21 protein-coding genes are annotated in these 16,381 nt (G+C 71.1%); 12 read left to right on the forward strand and 9 right to left on the reverse strand.

The window, feature by feature from the left end:
• Positions 1-154 precede the first annotated feature (154 nt).
• The 3 genes from NKG98_RS14405 to NKG98_RS14415 all read left to right on the forward strand — a co-directional run bounded on the left by NKG98_RS14405 (position 155) and on the right by NKG98_RS14415 (position 2,543).
• Positions 155-1,063: a winged helix-turn-helix domain-containing protein gene (locus NKG98_RS14405; RefSeq protein WP_254766611.1), complete on the forward strand. Its 909-nt coding sequence runs from the start codon at positions 155-157 to the stop codon at positions 1,061-1,063.
• Positions 1,064-1,205: 142 nt separating this feature from the next.
• Positions 1,206-1,532 (forward strand): hypothetical protein, encoded by a 327-nt coding sequence (locus NKG98_RS14410; protein WP_254766612.1) that lies wholly within the window; start codon positions 1,206-1,208, stop codon positions 1,530-1,532.
• A 39-nt stretch (positions 1,533-1,571) separates the two neighbouring features.
• Positions 1,572-2,543: a DUF5787 family protein gene (locus tag NKG98_RS14415; protein WP_254766613.1), complete on the forward strand. Its 972-nt coding sequence runs from the start codon at positions 1,572-1,574 to the stop codon at positions 2,541-2,543.
• Here the strand turns inward: NKG98_RS14415 and NKG98_RS14420 are convergent.
• Together NKG98_RS14420 and NKG98_RS14425 are read right to left on the reverse strand one after the other, a co-directional pair.
• Complete coding sequence (locus tag NKG98_RS14420) at positions 2,540-2,992, reverse strand: cupredoxin domain-containing protein (RefSeq protein WP_254766614.1); 453 nt, start codon at positions 2,990-2,992, stop codon at positions 2,540-2,542. The genes NKG98_RS14415 and NKG98_RS14420 overlap by 4 nt on opposite strands.
• 68 nt (positions 2,993-3,060) lie before the next feature.
• Positions 3,061-3,885 carry an MBL fold metallo-hydrolase gene (locus NKG98_RS14425; protein ID WP_254766615.1) on the reverse strand — a complete coding sequence of 275 codons (825 nt, stop codon included), beginning with the start codon at positions 3,883-3,885 and terminating at the stop codon, positions 3,061-3,063.
• Positions 3,886-4,083: 198 nt separating this feature from the next.
• Between NKG98_RS14425 and NKG98_RS14430 the strand changes: the two genes are divergently transcribed.
• Positions 4,084-4,752: an AIM24 family protein gene (locus NKG98_RS14430; protein WP_254766616.1), complete on the forward strand. Its 669-nt coding sequence runs from the start codon at positions 4,084-4,086 to the stop codon at positions 4,750-4,752.
• A 92-nt stretch (positions 4,753-4,844) separates the two neighbouring features.
• On the opposite strand, the gene NKG98_RS14435 is transcribed toward NKG98_RS14430, so the two are convergent.
• Positions 4,845-6,230, reverse strand: coding sequence for an ATP-binding protein (locus NKG98_RS14435; RefSeq protein WP_254766617.1), 1,386 nt, complete (start codon positions 6,228-6,230; stop codon positions 4,845-4,847).
• A gap of 119 nt (positions 6,231-6,349) precedes the next feature.
• On the opposite strand from NKG98_RS14435, the gene NKG98_RS14440 reads away from it, so the two are divergent.
• Together NKG98_RS14440 and NKG98_RS14445 are read left to right on the forward strand one after the other, a co-directional pair.
• Positions 6,350-6,718 (forward strand): universal stress protein, encoded by a 369-nt coding sequence (locus tag NKG98_RS14440; protein WP_254766618.1) that lies wholly within the window; start codon positions 6,350-6,352, stop codon positions 6,716-6,718.
• A 2-nt stretch (positions 6,719-6,720) separates the two neighbouring features.
• The gene (locus tag NKG98_RS14445; protein WP_254766619.1) at positions 6,721-7,293 is read left to right on the forward strand and encodes a GNAT family N-acetyltransferase; all 573 of its coding nucleotides are present in this window, start codon (positions 6,721-6,723) and stop codon (positions 7,291-7,293) included.
• On the opposite strand, the gene NKG98_RS14450 is transcribed toward NKG98_RS14445, so the two are convergent.
• On the reverse strand, positions 7,290-7,748 hold the full coding sequence (locus tag NKG98_RS14450; RefSeq protein WP_254766621.1) for a universal stress protein: 459 nt from the start codon (positions 7,746-7,748) through the stop codon (positions 7,290-7,292). The two genes, NKG98_RS14445 and NKG98_RS14450, sit on opposite strands and share 4 nt — an antisense overlap.
• A 127-nt stretch (positions 7,749-7,875) precedes the next feature.
• Here NKG98_RS14450 and NKG98_RS14455 point away from each other — a divergent pair, with 127 nt between their 5' ends.
• Positions 7,876-8,331 carry a universal stress protein gene (locus NKG98_RS14455; protein WP_254766622.1) on the forward strand — a complete coding sequence of 152 codons (456 nt, stop codon included), beginning with the start codon at positions 7,876-7,878 and terminating at the stop codon, positions 8,329-8,331.
• Positions 8,332-8,375: 44 nt separating this feature from the next.
• Positions 8,376-9,572 carry a DHH family phosphoesterase gene (locus NKG98_RS14460; RefSeq protein ID WP_254766624.1) on the forward strand — a complete coding sequence of 399 codons (1,197 nt, stop codon included), beginning with the start codon at positions 8,376-8,378 and terminating at the stop codon, positions 9,570-9,572.
• A 24-nt stretch (positions 9,573-9,596) separates the two neighbouring features.
• Here the strand turns inward: NKG98_RS14460 and NKG98_RS14465 are convergent, their stop codons facing one another.
• The 4 genes from NKG98_RS14465 to NKG98_RS14480 form a co-directional block, all read right to left on the reverse strand.
• Positions 9,597-10,292 (reverse strand): hypothetical protein, encoded by a 696-nt coding sequence (locus NKG98_RS14465; RefSeq protein ID WP_254766625.1) that lies wholly within the window; start codon positions 10,290-10,292, stop codon positions 9,597-9,599.
• Positions 10,293-10,382: 90 nt separating this feature from the next.
• A complete protein-coding gene (locus NKG98_RS14470) occupies positions 10,383-10,814 on the reverse strand; it encodes a DUF5807 family protein (RefSeq protein WP_254766627.1) in 432 nt (143 codons plus the stop codon).
• A 43-nt stretch (positions 10,815-10,857) separates the two neighbouring features.
• Positions 10,858-11,292, reverse strand: coding sequence for a DUF7112 family protein (locus NKG98_RS14475; RefSeq protein ID WP_254766628.1), 435 nt, complete (start codon positions 11,290-11,292; stop codon positions 10,858-10,860).
• 9 nt (positions 11,293-11,301) lie between these two features.
• Positions 11,302-11,697, reverse strand: coding sequence for a 30S ribosomal protein S6e (locus NKG98_RS14480; protein WP_254766629.1), 396 nt, complete (start codon positions 11,695-11,697; stop codon positions 11,302-11,304).
• A 114-nt stretch (positions 11,698-11,811) separates the two neighbouring features.
• Here NKG98_RS14480 and NKG98_RS14485 point away from each other — a divergent pair, with 114 nt between their 5' ends.
• The 4 genes from NKG98_RS14485 (at position 11,812) to NKG98_RS14500 (ending at position 15,069) form a co-directional block, all read left to right on the forward strand.
• A complete protein-coding gene (locus NKG98_RS14485) occupies positions 11,812-12,114 on the forward strand; it encodes a WNWW family protein (RefSeq protein WP_484593356.1) in 303 nt (100 codons plus the stop codon).
• Between the two features lie 54 nt (positions 12,115-12,168).
• Positions 12,169-12,792: a TetR/AcrR family transcriptional regulator gene (locus tag NKG98_RS14490; RefSeq protein ID WP_254766632.1), complete on the forward strand. Its 624-nt coding sequence runs from the start codon at positions 12,169-12,171 to the stop codon at positions 12,790-12,792.
• Between the two features lie 109 nt (positions 12,793-12,901).
• Complete coding sequence (locus tag NKG98_RS14495) at positions 12,902-13,690, forward strand: hypothetical protein (RefSeq protein WP_254766634.1); 789 nt, start codon at positions 12,902-12,904, stop codon at positions 13,688-13,690.
• 149 nt (positions 13,691-13,839) lie between these two features.
• The gene (locus tag NKG98_RS14500) at positions 13,840-15,069 is read left to right on the forward strand and encodes an MBL fold metallo-hydrolase (RefSeq protein ID WP_254766635.1); all 1,230 of its coding nucleotides are present in this window, start codon (positions 13,840-13,842) and stop codon (positions 15,067-15,069) included.
• Positions 15,070-15,145: 76 nt separating this feature from the next.
• On the opposite strand, the gene NKG98_RS14505 is transcribed toward NKG98_RS14500, so the two are convergent.
• Complete coding sequence (locus tag NKG98_RS14505) at positions 15,146-16,369, reverse strand: zinc ribbon domain-containing protein (protein WP_254766637.1); 1,224 nt, start codon at positions 16,367-16,369, stop codon at positions 15,146-15,148.
• Positions 16,370-16,381 lie beyond the last annotated feature (12 nt).

Raw genomic sequence — 16,381 nt, forward strand, 5'->3', positions numbered from 1 at the left:
CCGCGGAACCGATTTAAACCGTCGACCCCGGCACGGCCGGGGTCCGGCCCCGTTCCGGCGTCTCGCTGCGGCGTTCCCGTCCCGGACGTATCGGAGTACATACAAAAGCCGATTTCTGCGAACGTTTTAGCCGTGGGGCGTGCACGTGCCCCGTATGAGCAGGTCAGACGCCTCGGGCGACGCCGACGCGACGATCCTCGAGTGTACCGACTGCATCGCCCCCGCCGAGGCGTTCGCGCTGATCGGCAACGAGACGCGGCTGTCGATTCTGGAGGCCCTGTGGGCGGCCGACGAGCGGCCGGTCTCGTTCTCGGACCTGCGGCGGGCAGTCGGGATGCGCGACTCGGCGCAGTTCAACTACCACCTCCAGAAGCTGACGGGCCACTTCGTCGTGCAGGTGGAGGGCGGCTACGAGTTCAAACACGCCGGCGAGAAGGTCGTTCGGTCGGTCATCGCCGGCTCGTTCAACGAACACCCGACGGTCGACCCCTTCCCCGTTCAGGGGGCCTGTGCCTCCTGTGGCGGCCCGCTGCGGGCGGTCTACGAGGACGAACGCCTCGGCATCGAGTGTGCCGACTGCGGCCAGCGCCACGGCGAGTACGGCTTCCCGCCCGGCGGGTTCAACGACCGCACGGCCGAGGAGGTCGTCGACGCCTTCGACCAGCGGGTGCGCCACCTCCACTGCCTCGCCGCCGACGGCGTCTGCCCGGAGTGTGGCGGCCGGATGGAGACGACCGTCGCCGAGGAGGGGTCGTGCTGTCTCGGCGTCGGCGTCCGCGTCGACCACGAGTGTGCCCAGTGTGGCCACGCGCTGTGCTCGGCGCCCGGCCTGCGCCTGCTCGACCACTCGGCGGTCGTCTCCTTCCACCGCGAGCGCGGCGTCCGCCTCGACGAGCGCCCCTACTGGACGCTGCCGTGGTGCGTCTCCGACGAGCACACCCGCCTCGTCGGGCGCGACCCCGTCCGCCTCGAGGTCCGGATGCCCGTCGCCGACGACGAACTCCGCGTCGTCATGGACGGCGACCTCGACGTGCTGGAGACGACGGTCGAATCGGCCGACTGAGAACTTCTCCCGTCCGCTCTCGTCCGCTTTCGTACCCCGACTCTCGTCCTCGCTACCGAAACGAGTTTCAGTACCGCGAGTTACAGAACTGTTTTTCAGATTATACTTATTCGGTCGGCGCCCCTCCGTTCGAACGAGGACCATGACCCGACCCGACGCGTTCACGGCGACCGATCCGTACCGGTACGAACACTCCCTCGGCGAGGTGGCCGTCGGCGCCGCGCTGACCCTCGAGGCGATGGTCGTCGGCGTGGCCGTCGCCTTCCCCCTCGCCGACGCGCCGGCGGTCGGTTCGCTCGTCGCGCTCGCCGGCGGCGCCCTCGCGGCCGCCGTCGTCGCCGCCGGCACCGTCGCGGCCGGCCGCCGGTTCGGCGCCGCCGTCGCCCGCCTGCGCGAGGCCCGCGACGACGACCGCGACCCCTGTGACGCCGAGTCGCCCGTCCGACCCGCCGAACCGCACTGCCGCTGAACCCGCGGCCTTTTGCCGCCCGCCGCCCTCGCCTCTCGCGTGGAGTTCGCGTTCGAACTCGCGCTGTGTGCGGCCCTCGAAGCACGCGGCGACGGGGTCGTCGCCCGCCAACTCGGCGCGGGCGTGGCCGACCCCGGCGGCCGCGTCCTCGACGTCGTCCGCGTCGACCCCGGGCCGGCGTTCGACGAGCGGGTGTCGCTCACGGCCGCGTCGATCCCCGACGCGGCGGTCGAGGCCGACGTCGGCCCCGGCCGCTTTCGCTACTGGAAGGACGCCTTCGACTGCCAGCCCGACCGCGCCCGGCGGGCGACCGAGCGCGCCGTCGAGGCCGGTTTCTTCGAGCACCGGCGCCACAACGGCCGCGACCACGTCCGGCAGGTCGCCCGCTACCCCGACTGGTTCGGCCGGATCGTCGGGATCGAGAACAAGCCGGACCTCGGACGACCGGGCGACCTCGAATCCCAGCTTCGGACGGACGTCAGCCTCGCGCTGGTCGACGAGGCGGTCCTCGCGACCGAGAGCTACGTGACGCGGGCACACCTCAACCGCATCCCCGAGGAGGTGGGCGTCTGGCGGGTCCGCCGCGACGACGCGGGCGTCGAATCGATCGAGGTGGTCCGGGAGCCGACGCCGCTGCCGGTCGACGAGGCCGGGATCGAACCGCTCGCGTTCCACCCGGGACGGACCGACGTCGCGGTCGTCCCCGCCGCCGAGAAGGCCCGCGCGCGCCGACGGCTGGCCGAGCGCGCCTACGGCAAGGGCTGGCGCACCTACGCGTTTCCCGCGTGCGAGCGCTGCGACGCCGACGACGCCTCGGGCGCAACGCTCCCCCACTGTGCGTGGAAGGGCCGGGTCGTCGACGCCGCCGTCGAGTGCGGTCCGTCCTGTGCGGGACACGTCCCCGCGGACCCGCCGGCGGTCGACCTCGCGGCCGAGCGCGACCGCCGGACGCCGTGGGTGGCCGATCCGCCGGGGCGTCGCAGGCGACAGTCGGGGCTCGACCGGTTCTAGTCGACGACGAAGAAGACGCCCGTGAACTCCTCGCCGTCCGGCGACGTGCTCCCGTACTCGTGTTTCCCCTCGAAGGGGAACCGCCACTGGTGGACGCTGCCGCGCTCCTGTCGCTCGGAGCCGCTCCACTTGCACGGGTCCGGCACGTCCACCGGGTAGAGGTCGTACCCGTCTTCCCCCCAGACCCACGTGATCGGCGTCATGGATTCGACCTTGATCGCATCGGGCTCGAACCGGGGCTCGCCGTCGGGGGCGAGACGAATCTCGACCTCGTCCGCGCCGGTGCGGTCGACGAGGTCGTAGTCGTCCATCTCGTCGAGGTGCGTGTCGTAGGTGCCGTCGTCCTCGTTCTCGCCCTCGTCGTCCGCGCCGTCGTCGTCGCCCAGACAGCCAGCCAGCGGCGCCGTCGCGACGACGGCTCCGAGCAGCGTCCTCCGCGTCCACGTCATCGGCGGACCTTGCCGTCGGCGCCGCTTGACGACTCTGGTACGATCGTCGAATCCCGGCCGCGGGCCGCTCAGAGGACGTGTTCCTCGCCGTCGACGGCCAGCGGCTCCGCGAACGCCTCCTCGACGGGGTAGTAGTGTGCGAGGTGGACCAGTCGGGTCTCGCTCGCGTCGAGGTCGTCGGCGAGCGCGAGCGCGCCCTCGCGGGTCATGTGTTTCGTCCCGAACGTCCGCGGGACGCCGTCGGCGTCCGCGTGGCGTCCGCCGGCGGGGTGGTAGTCACAGAGGTGCGCGGGGACGATGGCGTCGGCCAGCAGGAGGTCCGGGTCCGCGAGCGCCTCGCGGGAGTCGGCGGGGACGTCGTAGCTCGTGTCGCCCGTGATCGACAGTTTCGCGCCCGTCTCCGGGTCCTCGACCGCGAGGCCGTAACACAGAAGCGGCGGGTGGTCGACGGGGACGAGCGTGACGTCGAACCCGCAGGTTTCGACGGTCTCGAACGGCGTCGTCGGGTAGACGGTGACGGGGTCGAGGTAGTGGTAGTCGTCGGCGACCGTCTCGGCGACACTCTCGCCGGTCAGGGGGTCGGTCTCGTCGGCGGCGTAGACGTCGAGGTCGTCCAGCAGGCGGTAGACGTTCCCCAGTCCGTCGAGGTGGTCGAAGTGGACGTGGGTGACGACGGCCGCGTCCGGGAGCGCGACCTCGTCGCGCAGGAACTGGTAGCGAAAGTCGGGGCTGGCGTCGACCAGCAGCGCTTCGCCGGTGCGCTCGTTCTCGACGTGGACCGAGAAGCGGGTGCGCTCGACGCCGCGTTCGCGGGCCGCCGCGCACGTCTCGCAATTACAGCCGACGGTTGGCGTCCCCGTCGTATCGCCCGTACCGAGGAGGGTGACGCGCATCTGCCCGGACAGAGTAGCCCCGCCATCGTAAAGTCAGGGGTGTCCCGGTCCGCGACGCGGGTTCCGCGGGCACGTCGACCGCCCGACGCGGCCTCCCTCGAAGCGACGGAATGTTGCTATCCTCGATAGATAAGATTTTAGTAGTTTACCTGGGTTTGATTTGTAGAGTCGCAGCTGGTGACGACTCGGATCAGAACGATGAAACTCGACGAATTCGCGGACGCGAACGCACCGAAAGACGGGACGGGACGGTTTCAACTCGAAAGCGACAAACTCCTCGACGTCGCCCTCGACGGGTCGGCGATGCTGAAAGCGGGGTCGATGGTCGGCCACACCGGCGACGTCTCCTTCACCGGGAAGAGTTCCGCCGAAGGCGGCCTCACGGGGTTTCTCAAACAGAAGGTGACGAGTGAGGGGACCCCGATCATGGAGGCCTCGGGGGCCGGACACGTGTACGTCGCCGACCAGGGCAAGAAGATCCAGATCCTCGAACTCGCGGCCGGGGAGAGCCTCTCGGTGAACGGGAACGACATCCTCGCGTTCGAGTCGAGCGTGGACTACAGCATCGGAACGGTCGGGAGCTTCTCCGCGACCAAAGCCGGCGGGCTGGTCAACGTCTACCTCGAAGGGCCCGGGAACGTCGCCATCACGACCCACGGTGATCCGCTCGTCCTGACGCCCCCGGTCAAGACCGATCCGGACGCGACGGTCGCCTGGAGCGGTTCGCTCTCTCCCGGCCGGAGTTCCAACCTGAACCTCGGCGATATGGTCGGCCAGTCCTCGGGCGAACGGTACCAACTCGACTTCTCGGGGAGCGACGGGTTCGTCATCGTCCAGCCCTACGAGGAAGTCCAACCGGAACAGTAACCGATCCCCTCCGAGTTTCGCCGCCGATCGGCGGTCGGAACCCGGACGGCCCGCTCACGCGTTCGAGCGACGGGGCGGTGGTCGCCGGCCGGTCAGTGATCGTGATCGTGATCGTGGTCGTGCGACTGCCCCCCGTCGCTCGCCGCTCCGATGTCGCCGCCGGCGACGAGCGCGTCGTGGTCGCCCTCGATCATGTCCATGTTCTTGAGGTTGTCCCGCTCTTCGAAGTCCTCGACGGCCTCGAGGAGGTCGTCCTGCGTGAGCGTCGTGCGGTTCTCGGTCAGCGCCTCGAGTACGGCCTCCCGGAGCACCATCCGGAGGTCGCTCCCGGTCAGTCCCTCGGTCGTCTCGGCGACCACCTCGGGGTCGAACTCGTCGATCTCCATCGCGCGGGTGATCACGCGGAGGATGTCCGCGCGCATCGCGTGGTCGGGCTTGGGGAAGTTGACGATCTCGTCGAACCGACGCCACGCGGCGGCGTCGAGCTGGTCGGGGTGATTGGTCGCGCCGATGAGGAGGACGTCGTCCTGGATGAGCGAGACGTCGTCGATGCTCTTGAGCAGGGTGTTGACCGCACGCTTGAGCGCGGCGTGTTCGTCGCTGCGGCGGGTCTTGGCGACGAAGTCGAACTCGTCGATAAAGAGGATACAGGGCGAGAGCCGTTTGGCGACTTCGAACGTCTTGTCGACGTTCTTGGCCGTCTCCCCGAGGTACTGGGAGGTAATCATCGACAGTTTCACCTCGACGAACGGCAGGTCCATGTCCCGGGCCAGCGCCCGCGCCGTCGAGGTCTTGCCGGTGCCCGGCGGGCCGACGAACAGCAGTTTGCCGATCTCGCGCAGGCCGATCTCCGCGAGGTAGTCGCGGTGTTCGATCGCCTTCGCGATCTTCTCGATCTCGGCCTCCTGGTCGGGCGTGAGCACGAGGTCGTCGAGCGTGACGTCGACCTCCTCGGGCGCGCGCACCTCCACGAGGTCGAGCATCTCCTCTTCGTCCTCGCCGTCGAAGTACTCATCGAGCAGGCCGTCGATCCAGACCCGGTCGGCCTGAATGGGGCGGTTTCGCTCGCGGGCCTCTTCGTAGTCGACGTCGACGCCCTCCCGGTCGGCGAAGTGTTTCGCCAGCGTGGGGTTTTCGAGCAGGCGCTCGTCGTCGACCCGGTCGAGGAACCACTGCTCGGCGAGGTCGCGCTGGGTGAGCGAGACGCTTCCCGAGAACTCGTCGCGCTCGGTGAACATGAGGTCGCTCACGGCGTCCCACGGCCGGTCGACGCCGGTGGCCGTCCGCGCCGTGCCGACGGTCGCCGACAGGGGGCGGGTGATGCCGCCGCGGCCGCCGTCGTCCTCGGAGTCGGCGCCGCCGGTCCAGAAGACCTGTCGGTAGGCAGGCGGCAGGTCGTTCTCGTCTAACGATCGGTCCTCGGAGTAGACGCTCGTCGTGAGCAGGAACTCCACGACGTCGAGCGCCGCGTCACTCATTCTCGGGACGTACTCACCACACGGTCTTAACGTCGTCGTCCCGCGCAACGGTCGCCCCGGCCGCTGCCGAACCCGTCACCGGCGCAATTATTTTCCTCCGGCGGCCCGCAACGGAAGGCATGAACGTGTTGCTGGGCATCGCGGGAAGCGACGAGTCGGAGAAGGCGCTACGACGGACCGTCGACCGGGCGCGGGCGGTCGGCGACGACCTCGTCGTCGCGGTCGTCGAGAAACCCGAGGCGGAGCGATCGCAAGACGAGATGTACCGCCGCGCGGTCGAGGTGCTCGAAGAAGCAGGTCTCGACGCCGACGTGCGCAAACTCGACGGCGACCCCGGGAGCGCGCTGGTCGAACTCGCCGAGCGCGAGGGGGCCGACCAGCTGGTGATCGGCGGCGGGCGGCTGAGTCCGATGGGGAAGATTCGACTGGGACCGATCGCGGAGTTCGTCCTGCTGAACGCAACGACGACGGTCAAACTGGTTCGATGACCATGCGCGGCTCGCGTGTCTACCCGGAGGAGCCGGCTGGTCCGTTCCCGACGCCGCCGTCGACGTTCGAGGACCGCGAGGGTCGGAGGATCGACGTCGACGCCCTCGGCGGCGACGACGGGCGCGAGGTCGACCTCGACGCCCTCGTCGGGATGTACGTCGGCTTCGACCCGGCCGACAGAGCCCAGGGCATCCCCCCGACGGGCGAAGACCGGATCCGCGACTGGCTCGCGCCGATCGTCGACGACGGGATCAACGTCGTCGCCAGCCACGAGGGCGACGTCGTCGGCCACGCGACGCTGGTGCCCGACGCGGACGACCCCGACGCGGTCGACGACCTCGGCGAGATCGAGTGGGAACTCGCGATCTTCGTCCTCCAGGCGTACCAGCGCGCCGGCATCGGGACGGCGCTGCTGGAGCACCTGCTTGGCCACGCCAGCGACCTCGGCGTCGAGCGGGTGTGGCTCACCGTCGAGCGCTGGAACGGCCCCGCCATCGCCGTCTACGAACGCGTCGGCTTCGAGATCTGTGGGTCCGAGAGCTTCGAGCAGGAGATGTCGATCCGGCTCGCCTAGACCGAGAGGACGGGCTGGCTCGCGTACGAGAGGACGTACTCGGCGGCCTTCTCGAGCACTTCCGCGGGCGCGTCGGAGACCGACTCCCGCGGGATGACGATGAAGTCCGCGCCGACGGCGTCGGCGGCGTCGAGGACGACGCTGCCGGGGTGGCGCGTCTTGCGCACCGGCGAGAAGCCGTGGGCGGTCGACGTCGACACGGGCACGCCGTGGGCGTCCGCGAGACCGGCGACGTCCTCGAGGAACTGCCGGGTGTGGTCGGCGACGTCGGCCTCGTCGACGGTGCCGGCGTTCATGCCCTGGACGACGCCGCGTCCGAGGATGAACAGGGCGTGGACCGAGGCGTCGTAGCGGTCGGCGATCGCGACGGCGTACTCGACGGCGGTGGCGGACTCGTCGCTGCCGTCGACCGGTGCGAGCACCGTCTCGACGGCGAACGGCTCGCTGACGTCCATACGCGGTGGTGTGCGCGCCGACGTGAAAAACTCTCCCCCGAGGCGTCGGCGCCGGACCGACGCGGGCGCCGTCGGCGCCGGGCCGCTTTCGTGGAGGTTTATAGCGTCTCGGACGCTACCCCCGAGCATGTTCGATACGGTCGTCGTCGCGACCGACGGCTCCGAGAGCGTCGAGCGGGCCGTCGACGTCGCCATCGATCTCGCCAGCCGCTTCGGTGCCGACGTACACGCGCTCTCGGTCGTCGACGCGGGCGAAGTCGACGCCTCGCCCGAACAGCTCCGCGGCGAACTCCAGGCCGCCCTCGAAAGCCACGCGGAAGCCGCGCTCGCGGCCGTCGAGGAGCGGGCCGGGCCGGGGATCACCACCGCCGTCCGCGAGGGGCGGCCGGCGCCGGTGATCTGCGAGTACGCCCGCGAGGTCGACGCCGACCTCGTCGTCACGGGCACGCGCGGGCGCCACGGCGAGAACCGCCTCCTGCTCGGCAGCGTCGCCGAGCGGGTCGTCCGCACCTCGCCGGTGCCCGTCCTGACGGTGCGGCAACTGCCCGAGGAGGACCGCGAGGCGGCGAGCGCGGGCGCCTGACCGCGACCGGCGCTTTCTTCCCGCCCCGTCGCACAGGGTGTGGTATGTACGACGAGCTCATCGACAGCGCCGACCTCCCGCTCTCCCGGAAGTCGGTCGTTCCGGGGACCGGCTTCTTTCTCCCCGACTCCCTCGAAGAGGATCTGGAGGCGGAGGCGGCCCGGGCCGCCCTGGAGGGGGCCGAGGTCGCGGTCGTCGCCGACGCCGACGCCGACGGCCTCGCCTGCGTCGCGCTCCTCCGGGAGGTCTACGACGACGTGCGGAACGTGCCGCAACCGGAGTCGGAGTCGGAGTCGGAGTCGGGGACCGACGACGAAGACGGGGAGGGCCTCGAGATGCCCGAACCGACGCCCCACCGGGTCGCGTTGCTCCCCGCCAGCCCCCACGACGTCGAGGACGCGCTGGCCCGCGTCGCCGAGCACGCCGACCCGGGGATCGACCTCTACGTCTGTGACCTCTGTCCGGACCGTTACGAGTACGTCGCGGCGGAACTCGACGCGGCCCTCGACGTCGCGGACCGCGTCTCGTGGTACGACCACCACCAGTGGGACGACGACGTCGCCGCGGCCGTCCGCGAGGCGGGGGTCGACCTCGTCGTCGGCGACAGCGAAGAGGAGTGTACGGCCGACGTCGCCGTCCGCTCGCTTGCCCACGAGTTCGACCCGATCTACGAGGACCTCGCCGCCGTCACCCGCGACCACGACCTCTGGCTGCGGGAGGACCCCCGCAGCGACGACCTCGCGGACTACGCCTACTGGACCGACCCGGCCGAGTACGTCGAGGTCGTCCGCGAGCACGGCGCCGACCTCCCCGAGTGGGTCCGCGAGTTCCTCGCCGAGCGCCGCGTCGAGAAGGAGGCGCTGATCGACCAGGCCGTCGCCCGGGCCGAACTCCGCGAGGTCGGCGCGTACACCGTCGGGATCACCTACGGCCGTTGCTCGCAAAACGAGGTCGCCGAGGCGCTGCGCGAGCGGGGCGCCGACGCCTCCGTGATCGTCAAACCCGCCGGCAGCGCCTCCATCCGCGGGACCGACGCCTTCGACCGCTGTCACGAGGTCGCCGCCCGCGTCAACGGCGGCGGCCACCCGAAGGCCGCGGGCTGCAAGCCCGACATCTACGACGACATGCTCGACTACGCCCACCACTGGACGACCCGCGGGGCGGTGACGAAGCGCGTGATCCTCGACGCGTTCCGGGCGGTCGTCGAGGGCGAGGGCGAGGGCGAGGACGAGGACGAGTGAGCGACGTTCCGGCGCGTTACGCCCTCACCGCCGCGCGACGAACCGCATCACCAGCTGTAATACGTGGACGAAGACGCCGGCCACCGCGATGTAGACGCCGATCGTCTGCAGGGCGACCGGGGCCCGCCGGCGGTCGCGCACGCGCCAGATCTCCCAGCCCAGCCGCAACACGAACCCGAGGAAGATGAGGACGAAGCCGACGAAGAGCAGCGCCTCGAAGACGAACGAGCCGACGGCGATGGCGACGATCCCCCCGATGAACGCGTAGTTGGCGTACGTCCCCCAGCCGTCGAACTCCTTCGACCGGCCGTAGACGTACGCCGAGACGACGGCCGTGAGAAGCGCCACGACGACCGCCGTGATCCCGAGGATCGCGAGTTGACTCCCCCGCGGGGCGTACCGGAGCACGCCCGCGCCGAAGACGCCGAACGCCAGTTGCAGGACCGCCACGCCGGCGACTGCGACCCCCGTCCGGCCGCCGCTCACGCCGCGTTCGGCCAGCAGGTGGCCGCCCGTGATCGCCGCGCCGTAGACGATGACGCCGACGATGGGAACCGAGAACAGGTAGTCGTTGACGACCGACAGCGGCGTCGCCACGAAGACGTACATCAGCAAGACGTTGAGCGCCATCAGCCCGGAGGCGCCGCCGATCACCCGCGCCTCGCGGCTCGAGAGTCCGAAGCCGCGTTCGGTCTCGTACGCAGCGTCGAGGGAATCCATCGGCTCCGATTAGTCGCGTGACCGTCAAAAACCTGTGCCCGGGACGGTCCTGCCGTGGTTCGGCGGGCCGTCGCGGGCCCGGCGCTCGTTTCACTCGGCGCCCGGGATCGCCCACCGATCCGAGTACCGCGTCCCGCAGGCACACTGGGCGTAGGCGTGGACGACCGGCCCCTCGGCGTAGATGCCGCCGACCTCCTCGTTTCGTTCCTCGGCGAACGCGAAGACGAACCGGACCTCGTGGTCGCCGCCGTCGGGGGCGTCGGGGCAGGTGCCGCCGGCGAGGTCGTCGTCGACGACGCCCTCTACCTGCATCGCCGCGCCCGCAAACTCCATCGCGCCGACGCCGGTCGCCGCCCGAAACGCGTTGCGGCCGCGCTCGCCGTCGACGACGAGCAGGGTTCCGCCGTCGACGCGCTCGCCGAACTCGGCGAGGCGGTCGTCGTCGACGGCCGCCTCCGAGAGGAACAGCACCACGTCCTCGGGCCGCTCGCCCGCCAGAAACTCCTCGCGTGCGTCGCTCATGGCTCGCGGTAGCGACTCGACGCGGAAAAAGGGCGCGACCCGCCTAGTCCTCGAGGTCCTTCGCGATCTCCGCGAGGCTGTCGGCCGGCGGCTCGCGCGCGTCGTAGTAGGCCGTCTCGCCGGGTGCGCGAAGGCCGTAGAGGAACTCGGGTTCGACGACGTCGACGAGCACGGAGCCGCCCGTGCGCACGCCGTTGTCGTCGACCCACCCGGGGAGCCGGTCGGTCCCCTCCCGCGGCTCGCGCGCGAAGTCGGGCGTGTCGTAGACGCCGGGGATCGACAGCTCCTCGCCCGTCAGCGCCCGCTCGACGCGGGCGAACCGCTCGTCGCCGTCGAGGACGACCCGAACCACCTCGTCGGCGGGGAACGCCTCCTGCTCGTCGCCGGGGAGGTCGACGCGGATCCCGGTCGCCGTCTCGGCGAGGGTCGCGCGCACCGTCTCCACCGACGGGTGGTCGCTCGAGACTCGGTCGGCCATCGGAGGCGGTTACTCGTCGTCGCCCTCGCCGAGCAGTTCGTCGACGTCCGCGCTCCCGCGCTCGACGATCGAGGCGTTGATCTGGGCGACGGCGTCGGAGACCTCGCGGCCGCGGACCGTGATCCGGCGGCGCTCACCCTCGCGTTCGGGGCGATAGCCCGTCTGGCGCCCCTCCATCAGCACTTCCTTGAGGTTCGGGCCGGCGACCGACTCGTTCAGCGGGCGGCCCGCGTCGTCGGAGCCGCCGGTGATCTCGAGCGTGTAGCCGTCGAGGCCGACGGCGTTCCCGTCGACCTCCTCGCCGATGGACTTGCCGATGAACCGGTTCGCGTCCTGATCGTCCGCCTCGAGCTGGTACGACTCCCCCGACTCGGGGTCGCCGACGACGACACTGAAGCTTGCCATGAGCGACGGAAATCGGTCTGCGCTCAAAAATACGTCGATCGACTGTTTTTCCGCCCGGGCCGGCGACGATCCGGCGGCGAGGCCGGCGCTCGGGCCGCTCGCTCGAACAGTCAAGTGCGCCGCCGCGCTAGTACCGGCGTGGCCCTCGATCCCGAACCCCTCGCCTCGCGCCTCCGCGAGGCGTTCGGCGGCGCGCCCGGCGAGGCCCGCGTCGTCGCCCGACAGGCCGCCGACCTCGCGGACTCGGGGCGGTACGAGGCCGACGTCGGAGCCGAACTGACCGCCGACGCCGTCCGCGAGGAGCTGTCGGACGCCCCGGACGGGACGCCCGCCGACCGGTGGAACTGGTGGATCGGCTCGCTCGAACTCGCCTACGGCGGCTACGCCGAGTTCGCCGTCCGGCAGTACCGGCCGTGAGATCGTATTTCGAATCGAAATTCCTTTCCTCTGCCCTGACTAACTGGTCAGTCAGTGACCGACCCCGACACCCGAGAGGAGATCATGGCCGCGACCTACGAGGCGCTGTGCGAGCGCGGCTACACCGACCTGACGACCCGGGACATCGCCGACCGCACCGACAAGAGCAAGTCCCTGCTGTTCTACCACTACGACTCCAAGGAGGACCTGATCGCCGACTTCGTCGAGTTCCTGACCGAGCGGTTCGACGAGCGCGTCGCGGAGACGCGCGACCGACCGCCGGCCGAGCGATTGACGCGGATAGTCGACTGGTTCCTCTACGACCCCGAGGACGACGAGCGGACCTCGTTTCACACGGCCATGCTCGAGTTGCGCGTGCAGGCGCCGTACGAGGAGCGCTACCGCGAGCGACTGCGCGCGGGCGACGACCACCTCCGGGAGTCGCTGACGGAGATCCTGCGTCAGGGAGTCGAGTCCGGCGACTTCCGCGACCACGACCCCGACGCGGCGGCGGCGCTGTTGCTCGCCGCCCTCGACGGGGCGCGGACCCGGCGACTCACCGTCGGCCGCGACGCGTACCTCGACGAGGTGCGCTCGGCGATCGACGGCTGGATCCTCGCGGACCTGCTCGCGGACGACGCGGACGACGAACCGGCCGGCCGGCCGGCCGCCGAATGAGCGGGACGCGGGACCGATCGATCGACGTCACCGGCCACGACCGCCGCGGGGTTCCGCCGGGGGCGGTGGACCGAGCGCGTCGTCGACGGGCCGACGGAGGTGGCGACGAGTGATTGACGTGCCGGAACTGAGCCCCCTCGACCGCGCCGACGCCTCGCTGTCGGCCGCCGCGGCGGCGACCGTCGCCGACGCGCTCGTCCCGCGGGACCGCTCGCTCCCCGTCGCGCTGGCCCGGGTCGCCGCCGCCTGCGGTGCGGGCGCGGACCGATCGACGGTCGAGCGCGTCGAGACCGCCGTCGCCGCCTTCGAGGGGTACGTCCGCCTGCGGGCGGCGTCGCTCGACCCGACGGCCGAGCGCGACGTCGCCGTGCTCGCGAGCGACTACCTCCACGCCCGCGCGTACGAGGCGATCGGCGGCGCGTCGGTCGCTTGCCCCCGCCGCCTCGCGCTGTATCGCGTCCTGATCGACGGCTCCGACGCGCTCGCGCGCCGGTTCTTCGAACGCTCGGCCGCCGAGTCGACGACCGACGACGCGTCCTCGGCGGCCGCCCTCGCCGGGGTCGCGGGCGAACTCGGCGCCACGGCCGCGGGCGCCTCGCGCGAGACCGCGACCGCGTTCGGGAGGTACGGCCGGGCGCTCGCGACGGCGCTCGACCGCGTCCCCTCTCCCGGGCCGCGCGACGCGGTCGTCCGGGCGCTCTCCGGGGCGGAACCCCCTGACGGGGCCGACGGAGCGGACCGCACCCGCCGTGCGTCGCGACCCGATCCGAACCTCGACCGACTCGGCGCGGCGCTGGACGCGCTCGTCGCGGCCGACGCGGTCGACCCCCGCGTACGGCGGCGACTGGAGAGGGCGACGCGGATTACGACCGAGCGCGGGTACCGGGACGATGGGTGAGCGCTCGCGTCCGATCCGGCTCCCCCTCTAGGGCCTCGCGCCGGCGTTTCCGAGCGCGCTCGTGGCCTGCCCGCTCGACGTCTCCCTCTGTGGCCTGACCTCGCGACGGATCGACGGAGGAAAACCGCTCGAACGCGTAGGCTCGCGCGATGGACGTTCGGTTCCTTGGTGGGGCCCGCGAGATCGGTCGGAGCGCGATCCTCGTCAACGATCGACTCCTGCTCGACTACGGCGTGAAAAGCGACAACCCGCCGCAGTTCCCCGCGGACGTCGACCCCGAGGCGGTCGTCGTCAGCCACGGCCACCTCGACCACGTCGGCACGATTCCGGCGCTGCTGTCGGGCGACGCGCGCCCGCCGATCCACTGGACGCCTCCGACCCGCGAACTCGCGCTCACGCTCGCCCGCGACACGCTGAAACTCCGGGGTGGCACGCTGCAGTGTCCGTTCACCGAGACCGACGTCCAGCGAGTGACGCAGGTCTCGGAACGCCACGGCTACCGCGAGCCGTTCGAGGCCGCCGGCCACGAGGTCACCTTCTACGACGCGGGCCACATCCCGGGCAGTGCCCACGTCCTCGTGGACGACGGGGACACCCGGCTGCTCTACACGGGCGACTTCCACACGGACGATCAGCGGCTGGTCGCGGGGACGACCGCCCGTCCGGACGCCGACGTCGTGATCTGCGAGAGCACGTACTCCGACGTCGAGCACGAGGATCGGTCGACGGTCGAGGAGCGCTTCGCCGAGAGCGTCGAGACGACCCTCTGGGAGGGCGGGACGGTCGTCGTCCCCGCGTTCGCCATCGGACGAACGCAAGAGATGCTGCTCGTCTGTGACGCCTACGACATCCCCTGTTACGTCGACGGGATGGGCCAGGAGGTCACGCGGATGCTGCGTCGCCACCCCGAGTTCGTCCGCGACGCCGACGCGCTCCGGCGTGCGACCTCCCACGCCCGGTTCGTCACCGGTCGGGACGGTCAGCGAAAGCGGATCAGTGACCAGAAGGCAGCGATCATCACCACCAGTGGTATGCTGTCCGGTGGCCCGGCCATGACCTATATTCCGGAAATTCGGGCGAATCCGACGAACAGGATCACCATGACTGGCTATCAGGTCGAAGGGACACCCGGGCGCGATCTACTCGACACCGGCCGCGCCGAGATCGATGGCCGGGTGATGCCCGTCAGCGCGCAGGTAGAGCAGTACGACTTTTCGGCACACGCCGACCGCGACGGCCTGGTCGAGTTCCTCGACGCCTACCGCGGCGCCGACGTACTCGTCAACCACGGCGACCGCTGTGTGGCGTTCGCCGCGGAACTGCGCACCGACGGCTTCGACGCGAGCGCGCCGTCGCGGGGCACGACCGTGACGATCTGAGGCGCCGGCCGTCCGGGGCGCGCGATCCCCGGACACGCGCGGGCGCGTGGGTCGAACAACGCGGCGTTTTGCGGGTTCAGAGTTCGCAGCCACAGAACGGACAGAACTTGTAGACGCCGTCCGAGGGGATGTCCTCGTCGCAGTCCGGACAGACCTCCACGGGTGTCTCGTCGACCTCGTCGGCGTCGTCGCCGAAGTCGTGGGCGAAGATCCGGGTGTCGGAGCCGGTCCCCTCGTCGGCCGACGCGTCCGGGTCGGTCCCGCCGGCGTCGCGCGAACTCGCCCCGCTCCCGGCGCTCGCGCTCGGCCGTTTCTTCTCCGTCGACTTCGACCGCCCGCGACGCGAGGCGCCGGACGGGCCGCTCGAACTGCTCTTCGACTTGCCGCCGCGGGAGCCGGATCGGGATCGGGATCGGGATCGGGACCGGGACGACGAGTCGCCGCCGGCGTCCCCCTTCGAGGGGCCTTTGGGACTGGAGGGGACGACCGACCGTCGCTTGTGACCGGTTCGCCGCGGAGCCGACGACGAGGACGAACCGCGGGAGCCGAGCCCGCGGTCGGGCGTCGCGTCCGCGAGTCGGTCCGTCGCGCCGGCCAGTCGCTCTTCCCACTCGGTGAGGTCGATCCGGCCGTCGTCCTCCGCGACCCGCGCGACGCCGTAGAGGGCCGTGACCGCGAGCGGGACGGCGACGAGGAACGACCGGTCGAGCGGGACCGTGCCGTCCGCGGCCGACAGCATCGCCTCCGAGACCGTCCCCGACCAGAAGGTGCCGTCGACGACGGTGACCAGCGCGAGGGCGGCCGGCACCGCGGCGAGGGCGCCGACGACGACGGCCAACCGCGGGCGGTTCTCCAGCACCGAGTCGAGCGCGACCGCCCGGAACGCGAGGGCGTGGGATGCGATCGCGACGATCGCGAACGCCCACTGGGGGAGGTCGAGTGTCCCCTTCGCGGCGGCGACGTAGCCGACCGTGACGGCGATCGCCGCGATCGGGACCGCCAGCGTCGGGATCGGTTCGACGTCGTCGAAGCGCTCCTCGAGGACGTGGCGGTACCCCACCACCGCGGCCCCGCCGAGGGAGACCAGCAGCAGGAACGTCGCCAGTACGATCGCGCTGGCGACGAGGTCGAGGGTCGTCTCGCCGACCCCGAGGAGCGCTCCCGCGAACCGCACCACGGCCACCGCGCCCGTGGCGAGAAGTAACGCGGCGCCCGCCGCGAGTACCGACGCGGGCACCGCGAGCAACTCGAGGCCGAGGAGCGTCGCGTGCGTTTCGTCCGCTCCGATCGACGGCCGCATAGTACGCCACAC

Source organism: Salinilacihabitans rarus (assembly GCF_024296665.1).
In the GTDB taxonomy this organism is placed as follows: Archaea; Halobacteriota; Halobacteria; order Halobacteriales; family Natrialbaceae; genus Salinilacihabitans; species Salinilacihabitans rarus.

Coding starts and splice junctions, on each gene's coding strand:
- NKG98_RS14430 (WP_254766616.1), top strand. CDS start 4,084: ATGAAACTCGACGAATTCGCGGACGCGAACGCACCGAAAGACGGGACG.
- NKG98_RS14475 (WP_254766628.1), bottom strand. CDS start 11,292: ATGGCCGACCGAGTCTCGAGCGACCACCCGTCGGTGGAGACGGTGCGC.
- NKG98_RS14440 (WP_254766618.1), top strand. CDS start 6,350: ATGAACGTGTTGCTGGGCATCGCGGGAAGCGACGAGTCGGAGAAGGCG.
- NKG98_RS14420 (WP_254766614.1), bottom strand. CDS start 2,992: ATGACGTGGACGCGGAGGACGCTGCTCGGAGCCGTCGTCGCGACGGCG.
- NKG98_RS14500 (WP_254766635.1), top strand. CDS start 13,840: ATGGACGTTCGGTTCCTTGGTGGGGCCCGCGAGATCGGTCGGAGCGCG.
- NKG98_RS14425 (WP_254766615.1), bottom strand. CDS start 3,885: ATGCGCGTCACCCTCCTCGGTACGGGCGATACGACGGGGACGCCAACC.
- NKG98_RS14480 (WP_254766629.1), bottom strand. CDS start 11,697: ATGGCAAGCTTCAGTGTCGTCGTCGGCGACCCCGAGTCGGGGGAGTCG.
- NKG98_RS14445 (WP_254766619.1), top strand. CDS start 6,721: ATGCGCGGCTCGCGTGTCTACCCGGAGGAGCCGGCTGGTCCGTTCCCG.
- NKG98_RS14455 (WP_254766622.1), top strand. CDS start 7,876: ATGTTCGATACGGTCGTCGTCGCGACCGACGGCTCCGAGAGCGTCGAG.
- NKG98_RS14410 (WP_254766612.1), top strand. CDS start 1,206: ATGACCCGACCCGACGCGTTCACGGCGACCGATCCGTACCGGTACGAA.
- NKG98_RS14470 (WP_254766627.1), bottom strand. CDS start 10,814: ATGAGCGACGCACGCGAGGAGTTTCTGGCGGGCGAGCGGCCCGAGGAC.
- NKG98_RS14505 (WP_254766637.1), bottom strand. CDS start 16,369: ATGCGGCCGTCGATCGGAGCGGACGAAACGCACGCGACGCTCCTCGGC.
- NKG98_RS14465 (WP_254766625.1), bottom strand. CDS start 10,292: ATGGATTCCCTCGACGCTGCGTACGAGACCGAACGCGGCTTCGGACTC.
- NKG98_RS14435 (WP_254766617.1), bottom strand. CDS start 6,230: ATGAGTGACGCGGCGCTCGACGTCGTGGAGTTCCTGCTCACGACGAGC.
- NKG98_RS14460 (WP_254766624.1), top strand. CDS start 8,376: ATGTACGACGAGCTCATCGACAGCGCCGACCTCCCGCTCTCCCGGAAG.
- NKG98_RS14450 (WP_254766621.1), bottom strand. CDS start 7,748: ATGGACGTCAGCGAGCCGTTCGCCGTCGAGACGGTGCTCGCACCGGTC.
- NKG98_RS14405 (WP_254766611.1), top strand. CDS start 155: ATGAGCAGGTCAGACGCCTCGGGCGACGCCGACGCGACGATCCTCGAG.